4 protein-coding genes and 2 pseudogenes are annotated in these 8,245 nt (G+C 66.7%); 4 read left to right on the top strand and 2 right to left on the bottom strand.

Translation table 11 applies throughout. The annotated features are described in order from the left end of the window. Window positions 1-89 precede the first annotated feature (89 nt). The 3 genes from DWV11_RS14410 (at window position 90) to DWV11_RS14400 (ending at window position 6,136) form a co-directional block, all read left to right on the top strand. Entirely contained in the window at window positions 90-3,167 is a 3,078-nt protein-coding gene (locus DWV11_RS14410; RefSeq protein WP_115789613.1) for an FAD-binding and (Fe-S)-binding domain-containing protein, read from the top strand. Continuing rightward, entirely contained in the window at window positions 3,164-4,657 is a 1,494-nt protein-coding gene (locus tag DWV11_RS14405) for an NAD-dependent succinate-semialdehyde dehydrogenase (RefSeq protein WP_115789612.1), read from the top strand. Before DWV11_RS14410 ends, DWV11_RS14405 begins: the two co-directional genes overlap by 4 nt. A gap of 63 nt (window positions 4,658-4,720) precedes the next feature. Then, the gene (locus tag DWV11_RS14400; protein WP_210725761.1) at window positions 4,721-6,136 is read left to right on the top strand and encodes an amidase; all 1,416 of its coding nucleotides are present in this window, start codon (window positions 4,721-4,723) and stop codon (window positions 6,134-6,136) included. A gap of 390 nt (window positions 6,137-6,526) precedes the next feature. On the opposite strand, the gene istB is transcribed toward DWV11_RS14400, so the two are convergent. Both istB and DWV11_RS20570 read right to left on the bottom strand, forming a co-directional pair. Next, window positions 6,527-7,315 carry an IS21-like element helper ATPase IstB gene (gene istB / locus DWV11_RS14395; protein WP_115789610.1) on the bottom strand — a complete coding sequence of 263 codons (789 nt, stop codon included), beginning with the start codon at window positions 7,313-7,315 and terminating at the stop codon, window positions 6,527-6,529. Beyond that, window positions 7,312-7,527: pseudogene (locus tag DWV11_RS20570) on the bottom strand (hypothetical protein); the annotation flags it as partial. The gene istB and the pseudogene DWV11_RS20570, both read right to left, overlap by 4 nt. On the opposite strand from DWV11_RS20570, the pseudogene DWV11_RS14390 reads away from it, so the two are divergent. Beyond that, window positions 7,515-8,165, top strand: a pseudogene (locus tag DWV11_RS14390) (ISL3 family transposase); the annotation flags it as partial. The pseudogenes DWV11_RS20570 and DWV11_RS14390 sit on opposite strands and share 13 nt — an antisense overlap. Window positions 8,166-8,245 lie beyond the last annotated feature (80 nt).

Here is an 8,245-nt window from a genome sequence, read left to right as displayed (position 1 = left end):
GAAATCACCCTTGGCCTGGAACGCTTCGAAGCAGCCGTCGGCGCCGTCACCGGAGCCATCCCCGCCACCACAGGAGCCTGAGCCCTCCCATGATTGACGCCGTTCATTCTCCACCGAGCCCGGCAACGGGCTCCGGCACGCCAGATGTCCGGGACGCCGCGCAACATGCGGTCCTCGCCCGCCTGGCGTCGGCCGGCGTGGCAGCGGACAGTTCGCCGCGCCGCCTCGCCGAGTACTCCTACGATGCCTCCAACTACCGGGTGGCCCCGCTGGCCGTGGTCTTCCCGCGCACCGTGGAGGATGTTCTCGCCGCTGTTGCGGCCTGCCGCGAAACCGCAACGCCGCTTATTGGCCGTGGTGGAGGCACCTCGATGGCCGGCAATGCCATGGGTCCCGGCGTCGTCCTGGACTTTTCCCGGCACATGAACCGCATCCACAGCATCGATGAGGCCACCGGAACGGTGGCCGTAGATCCCGGCGTGGTGCTCGCCGTCCTCTCCCGTGAAGTGGAGAAGGCGACGGGACAGCGCTGCACTTTTGCCCCGGACCCCTCCTCCAAGAACCGCGCAACGGTCGGCGGCTCCCTGGGGAATGACGCCTGTGGCAATCATTCAGTACGTTACGGCCGGACCTCTGACCACGTGGCGGAGATCGACGTCGTCACCTCAGACGGCGCCCGGCTCACTGCAACTGCCACCGGACTGCGCGCAACTGACCCCGCGGACGCTGCCTCGGCAGCCCGCGCCGCGGCACTCACCACCTCGCTCAAGGACCTCACCCACAGCCACCTCTCCGAGTTCCGGCTGGAACTCGAACGCATCAAGCGTCAGGTCTCCGGTTATCACCTGGCCAACCTGCTGCCGGAAAGAGGCTTCAACGTGGCCCGCGCCTTGGCTGGCTCGGAAGGGACCTGCGCCGTCATCGTGGGCGCACGGATGAAGCTTGTCCCCAAGCCTGCCAGCGCCCTGCTGGTCTGCCTGGGCTATGCAGACGTGGTGGACGCGGCGCGGGATATCGGGACCATCCTGCAGTTTTCCCCCGCTGCCGTGGAGGGCATCGACGAGGCCATCGTGGACACGATGCGCTTCCGCCGCGGGGACAGCTCAGTGCTGGGCCTGCCCGAGGGCAAGGCCTGGCTCTACGTTGACCTCGACGGCGACAACCCGGGCGAGGTACAGGCCGAAGCAGACCGCCTGCTGGCTCGCCTGACGGAAAACGGGCGGCTGATTGACGGCCGCACCGTTCCGGACAGCATCGAACGCGCATCCCTGTGGCGGGTCCGGGAGGACGGCGCAGGGCTCTCCGCACGGCTCTCCACCGGAGGTGAATCCTGGCCTGGCTGGGAGGACTCCGCCGTGGCACCGGATAGGCTGGCCGACTACCTCTCGGACTTCCGGGAACTCTTGGCGCGCCACGATTTGAAGGGCGTCATGTACGGCCACTTCGGCGCTGGCTGCATGCACATCCGCATCACGTACGACCTGCGCACCGCGGCTGGCCGCGCCGTATTCCGGAACTTCACGCGCGAAGCCGCCGAGCTGGTGGTCCGCCACGGCGGCTCGCTCTCGGGTGAGCACGGCGACGGCCGGGCACGCTCGGAACTCCTGCCGATGATGTACTCGCAGAGCATGCTGGCGGCTTTCAGCAGCTACCGCCGCATCTGGGATCCCGCAGGAATCCTGAACCCCGGATCACTGACGGGGGCTGACGCAATGGACGCAAACCTTGCCCTCGACGGTGTCCCGCAGCGCCAATGGCGGACCAGCTTCGATCTTCGCCCCCTCGGCGCCGGAGGCGGTTGGCTGGCCGAGACCGACCCGCCCGAGACATCTGCCGGCGGCGGCACTGGCCCCTGGGTCCACGCTGTCCAGAGCTGCATCGGCGTCGGTCGCTGCCGGACGGATGCCGGCGGCGTCATGTGCCCGAGTTACCGCGCCACCAAGGACGAAAAGGACTCGACCCGCGGCCGATCCCGGGTACTCCAGGACATGGTCCGCGGAGCCCGCAGCGTCGAGGAAGGCTGGAAGTCGGAGGAGGTCCGGGAAGCCCTTGACCTCTGCCTTTCCTGCAAGGCCTGCTCCAGTGACTGTCCCACCGGCGTGGATATGGCCACCTACAAATCCGAGTTCTTCTCTCACTATTACGAGGGCAAACGGCGCCCGCTCTCGCACTTCTCGCTGGGCTGGCTGCCCCGCTGGCTCAAGATCACCGGCCGGATGGCGCCACTCGTAAATGCCGTCATGGCCACGCCGCTGGCCAAGGCTGCGTCGGCATTGGGCGGGCTCACCACCAAGCGGACACTGCCCCGGTTCGCCGGAGCGAACGAGTGGCGCCGGGAAGTGGCGGCGGCCAGCGTCGGGCCTGTTGGCAAGCACCCCGACCGCGGAAACGAGCTAAGCGGGGACGGGGTGGTTCTGTTCGTGGACACCTTCACCCGCGGTTTCCGTCCGGAGGTGGCCGGAGCAGCAGCCCGCGTTCTGGCCGCCACCGGTACGCCCACGGAATGCTCCGCCGACGCCTGCTGCGGCTTGACCTGGATTTCCACCGGCCAGCTGGAGACGGCCAAAAAGCTCCTGGGCCAGGCGGCTGTTGCGCTCGACGATGGGACGGACCGCCCGATCGTGGTGGTCGAACCCAGCTGCGCCGCCGCGCTGCGCAAAGACCTGCCCGAACTGGTCCACACGGACCAGGCACGCCGGGTCGCAGCGAGGGTGCGCAGCTTCGCGTCCCATATCGAAGGGCTCACCAAGTCAGGCTGGAAACCGGCGCCCGCAGAGCCGCTGCCGGAACAGGTGGTGCTGCAGACGCACTGCCACGAATACTCCGTCTTCGGGGCCGGCACCCAGCGTTCGGCGCTCAGCGCCGTGGGCGTCGCCGACGTCGTGGACGCCACCGGCTGCTGCGGCGTCGCCGGCAACTTCGGCTTTGAAAAGGAGCATTTCGACGTCAGCATGCAGGTGGCCGAGCAGTCACTGGGCCCCGCCCTGCGCCAGACGGATGCGGATTCCGTGGTCCTCACCGACGGATTCTCCTGCGCGATGCAGGTACAGCAGCTCGACAATTCCAGACCGGGCCGCCACCTGGCCCAACTTCTCGATCCCGGCGAACAGGCAGACTCCGCCAGCCACAAGCCACTCCCTTCCACAGCAGAAAAGGATTACTCATGACCATCCAGGCAACCACCAACTCCCGGACCTCCCAAAAGGCACTGGACGCCGTCGCCAAGGTGAGCACCAACCTGTTCATCGACGGCGAATGGTCCGAGGCCGCTTCGGGTGCCCGGTTTGACGTTGTCAACCCGGCCACGGAGGAAGTCATCGCCACCGTCGCCGACGGCGGCGCAGAGGACGCCCGCCGGGCGATCGAAACAGCCGGCCGGGTACAGAAGCAGTGGGCCAAGACCCCGCCCCGCGACCGGAGCGAAATCCTGCGCCGCGCCTTCGACCTCATCATGGCCCGGCAGGACGAGTTGGCCCTCATTATGACCACCGAGATGGGCAAGCCCTTCGCCGAAGCCAAGGGCGAAGTGGCCTACGCAGCAGAGTTCTTCCGCTGGTTCTCTGAGGAAGCAGTCCGCATCGGCGGCGACCTGACCACTACCGGCGACGGCAAGAACCGCATTCTCGTCTCGAAGGAGCCGGTGGGCCCGTGCGTGCTGGTGACGCCATGGAACTTCCCGCTCGCCATGGGCACCCGGAAGATCGGCCCTGCCATCGCTGCTGGCTGCACCATGGTCTTCAAGCCCGCCAACCTCACCCCGCTGTCCTCCCTGGCGCTGGTGGACATCCTGATCGAGGCCGGGCTGCCCAAGGGTGTGCTGAACGTCGTCACCACCACCAAGGCCTCCGAGGTGGTCACCCCCTGGATGGAGAGCGGCATCGCCCGCAAGGTCAGCTTCACCGGCTCCACCGGAGTGGGCGTCCGGCTCCTGGAACAGGCCGCAAAGAACGTCATGCGCTCCTCGATGGAACTCGGCGGCAACGCTCCCCTGATCGTGTTTGAGGATGCCGACCTGGACCGGGCCGTCGAAGGCGCATTCGCGGCCAAGATGCGGAACATGGGCGAGGCCTGCACGGCCGCCAACCGGATTTTCGTTCAGCGCTCGGTGGCCGCGGACTTCTCGGCACGTCTCGCCAGGCGTCTCGGGGCACTCAAGGTGGGCGACGGCGCCGAGGAAGGCACCGACGTCGGCCCCTTGGTGGAAGCGAAGGCCCTGAACAAGGTCCAGGAACTGGTGGACGACGCCGTCGCCAAGGGTGCCACCGTGGTCTGCGGCGGTTCCCGTCCCGAGGGCAACGGGTACTTCTACTCCCCCACGGTCCTTTCGGACGTTAGTCCGGACGCGGCACTGATGAGCGAGGAGATCTTCGGCCCTGTGGCCCCGGTGATTCCCTTCGACACCGAAGAGGAAGTGGTCCGGCTGGCCAACGACACCCCGTGGGGCCTGGCCAGCTACCTGTTTACCCAGGACCTGGACCGCGCCTTCCGCGTAGGCGAGGAGCTGGAGGTCGGCATGGTGGGCCTGAACACGGGCATCGTCTCCAACCCCGCCGCACCCTTCGGCGGCATCAAGGCCTCCGGCCTTGGCCGTGAGGGCGGCCGGGTGGGGCTGGACGAGTTCCTGGAGATCAAGTACATGGCCCTCCCCCGCGTCTAGGGAACAAGAACGAAGCGATCATGGATTCGGAGCGGAACCAGCAGGAGGAAAAGAATGAGTGATTTGACCGATCTGACCAATCTGACGGCAATCGAGCTGCTGGCGGGCTACCGCGAGGGCACCGTCTCACCAGTTGACGCCACCCAGGCTGCGCTGGATGCCATAGACGCGGGAAACAGCGAGGTCAACGCCTTCGTCTCCGTTGAGGCCGATAGCGCGATGCAGGAGGCACGTGAGTCCGAAGCCCGGTGGCGCAGCGGCAAGCCGCTGGGTCCCGGCGACGGCGTTCCCACGTCCATTAAGGACATCTTCTACACCAGGGGGTGGCCCACTCTACGTGGGACCAACCTCATCAATGCGGATGCGGCCTGGAACGATGACGCTCCGTGCGTGGCGAGGCTGCGCGAGACTGGCGCGGTACTGCTCGGAAAGACCACCACGCCGGAGTTTGCTTGGAAAGGAGTGACGGATTCCCTTCGCCACGGCTCCACGGGCAACCCTCGGGCCGCGGGCCTGACGTCGGGAGGCTCAAGCGGCGGCAGTGCCACGGCCGTAGGACTTGGAATGGGCCCATGGTCGGTCGGTACGGACGGCGGCGGCTCGGTGCGGATCCCGGCAGCATTCACTGGAACTGTTGCGATCAAGCCGACCTATGGACTGGTTCCCATGTTCCCTGCGAGCCCGTTCGGGACCCTCGCGCATGCCGGGCCGATGACCCGCACGGTCGGGGACACTGCGTTGCTGCTCGATGTGATCACCCGCTTCGATTCGCGCGACTGGTCTGCACTCCCGACGCCGGCAGGCTCCTTCCTGGACGGTTTGAACGACGGTGTGAAGGGGATGCGCATTGCTTTCTCGCCCACGCTGGGCTTCGGCACGAATGATCCGGAAATCGAGCGGCTTGTGCGGGCCGCAGTGGACGTTCTGGCTGACGCCGGGGCCATCATTGAGGAAGTTGATCCCGGCATCCAGGATCCCGTGGAGGCTTTCCACGTTCTCTGGTTTGCCGGTGCCGCCAAGGTGCTCGAGGCCTATGGACCGGGCGCGATCGACAACGTGGATCCGGGGCTGCGCCGCTCTATCCGGGAACAAGGCGAGATCAGCGCTTCGGGCTTCCTCGACGCTACCGCCGTGCGCATGGACCTGGGGGTGAAGATGGGACGGTTCCACGAAACCTACGAGCTGCTTTTGACCCCCACGCTCCCCATCGCTGCCTTCCCGCGGGACAGGGACGCGCCGGAAGGCTGGCACTCTCCGAACTGGACGAGCTGGACTCCATACACCTACCCGTTCAACATGACGCAGCAGCCGGCCATCAGCGTTCCCTGCGGCTTCACCGAGGCTGGCCTGCCAGCGGGACTGCAGATCATCGGTCCGCGGCACGCGGACCGCAAGGTGCTCCGCGCCGCCCAGACGTACGAGAAGGCTGCAGCCTGGGGTACCGAAGGGCCCGCACGGATCGCGGCACACCGCAGCTAGCACTGGCGGTTAGCGCCTAACCCGTAGCAAGTAAGACGTAGCGCCCGGCTGGGGTTTCCCAGCCGGGCGTTTTGCGTGGGCGATTGATTGTGGACCGATCAGTCAGATTAATGGCTGCTTGGCCTGGCTTCTGGTGCCCTGGCTCCGACCTCGAATCCGACGGCGGACGCTTTCAACGAGTCCACCATTCCGGATGACACCGAAGGGTGGATTCTGCAGTCTGCGTAGGACGGCAGAGCTGGTGGAATGATGCCCGTGTCAATGGCCATTAGTTTCTGCCCACCGGCGGCCAGTTGATATGCCCGCTGGTGGCCAGTAAAACTGCCCGGTGATAGCCAATAGATCTGCCCACTGATCGGTTCGGCGGGATTGGCCATCGTCGGGTTTTGGTTAGTTCAGTTGGGTGACTCCTTTTCCGGCGAGGGCCTGGGTGAGGCGGACGGAATCGCCGCTGGTTTGGCAGACGTGGGCGTGGTGCAGGAGCCTGTCGACGGTGGCCGTGGCGAGGGTTTTGGGCATGAGTTCGTCGAAGCCTGCTGGGTCCAGGTTCGAGGAGATCGCGACGGAGCGTTTTTCGTAGGCTGCGTCCACGACCCGGTAGAGTCCTTCGGCGGCGTCGGTGGCCACCGGCAACAGGCCGATGTCGTCGATCACGACGAGTTCGGCTCTCAGGATTCTCGTTACTGCGCGGGTGACGCTGTCATCGGTGCGGTGGGCGCGGATGAGGGCTCCGAGGTCTTCGAGCCTGAACCAGGCCACGCGCATCCCTGCTTCTACGGCTTGCTGGCCGAGGGCCTCGAGGAAGAACGTTTTCCCGGTCCCGGAGGGCCCGCAGACGACGAGGTTTTCGCGCCGGGTGATCCATTCCAGGGTGCGCAGGGCCTGCTGGGTCGGTGCCGGGATGGAGGAGACCTCCGGGTCCCAGGCGTCGAAGGTCTTCCCCGTCGGGAAGCCTGCTGCTTTGCGGCGGGTGGCGAGCATCGACCGGGCCCGGCCCGCGGCCTCCTCGGCGAAGAGTGCCTTGATGATCTCGGCCGGTTCCCAGCGCTGGGCGCGGGCGGTCGCGATCAGTTCAGGCGCGAGGGCCCGGGCGTGGGGCATTTTCAGTTGCCGCATCAGCGCTTCGAGCTCGGCCGGCAGTGCCGGTGCAGTGGTTTTCGTGGTGGTGACCGGGCTCATCGGTTCGGCTCCTTCGCCGATATCGGTGCCCTGGTGCCGAGGCCTGCCCAGGCGCTCGTTCCTTGGGTCAGGGATCGGGTTTCGTCCGCGGCGTGGGTAGTGGTGCGCCTGACGTTCGCGTTCAGGATCGATGCGAGGTCGCCGTGAGCGAACCGGCCATAGAGCGCTGCTTCGCCCAGGGCCCGGTCCACCTGCCCGGTGCCGGCTGTGCGGCGCGCAGGGCGTGCCGAGGGACACCCTCACGCGTTCCCTCGCGCATGAACCACTCGGCTGGCGGCCCACGACCCTGCTGATCAGGATCCGCCGGTACCGGTGCGCCGGATGCGGGCTTGTCTGGCGGCAAGACACCACGAAAGCCGCCGAACCACGAGCGAAACTCTCCCGCGCCGCCCTGCGCTGGGCGCTGGAAGGGATCGTCTGTCAGCACCTCACCGTGGCCCGCGTCGCCGAAGGGTTGGGCGTGTCCTGGAACACCGCGAACACCGCAGTCCTCGCCGAGGGCAAGAGGGTGTTGATCGATGCCCCGGACCGGTTCGACCGGGTGAAGGTCATTGGGGTTGATGAGCACGTCTGGCGGCACACCCGCCGTGGCGACAAATACGTCACAGTGATCATCGACCTCACCCCCGTACGAGAGGGCACGGGCCCGTCACGGCTGCTGGACATGGTCGAAGGGCGCTCCAAACAGGTCTTCGCCGCCTGGCTCAACGAGCGCCCCCAGGCCTGGCGGGACGGGATCGAGGTCGTCGCGATGGACGGGTTCACCGGGTTCAAGACTGCCGCTGCCGAGGAACTGCCCGACGCGGCCCCGGTCATGGATCCCTTCCACGTCGTGCGCCTGGCCGGGGACCTGACTTGGCTCATTTCCTTAGTGCGTGACTTTTGGTCCGATGATCGCGTCGACGATGGCTTGCTGTTCGGCGGAAATGT

The sequence above is a fragment of the Arthrobacter silvisoli genome, from assembly GCF_003369445.1.
Lineage (GTDB): Bacteria > Actinomycetota > Actinomycetes > Actinomycetales > Micrococcaceae > Arthrobacter > Arthrobacter silvisoli.
The sequence above is the reverse complement of the archived record's forward strand: the minus strand, read 5'-3'. Positions and strand labels throughout refer to the sequence as shown.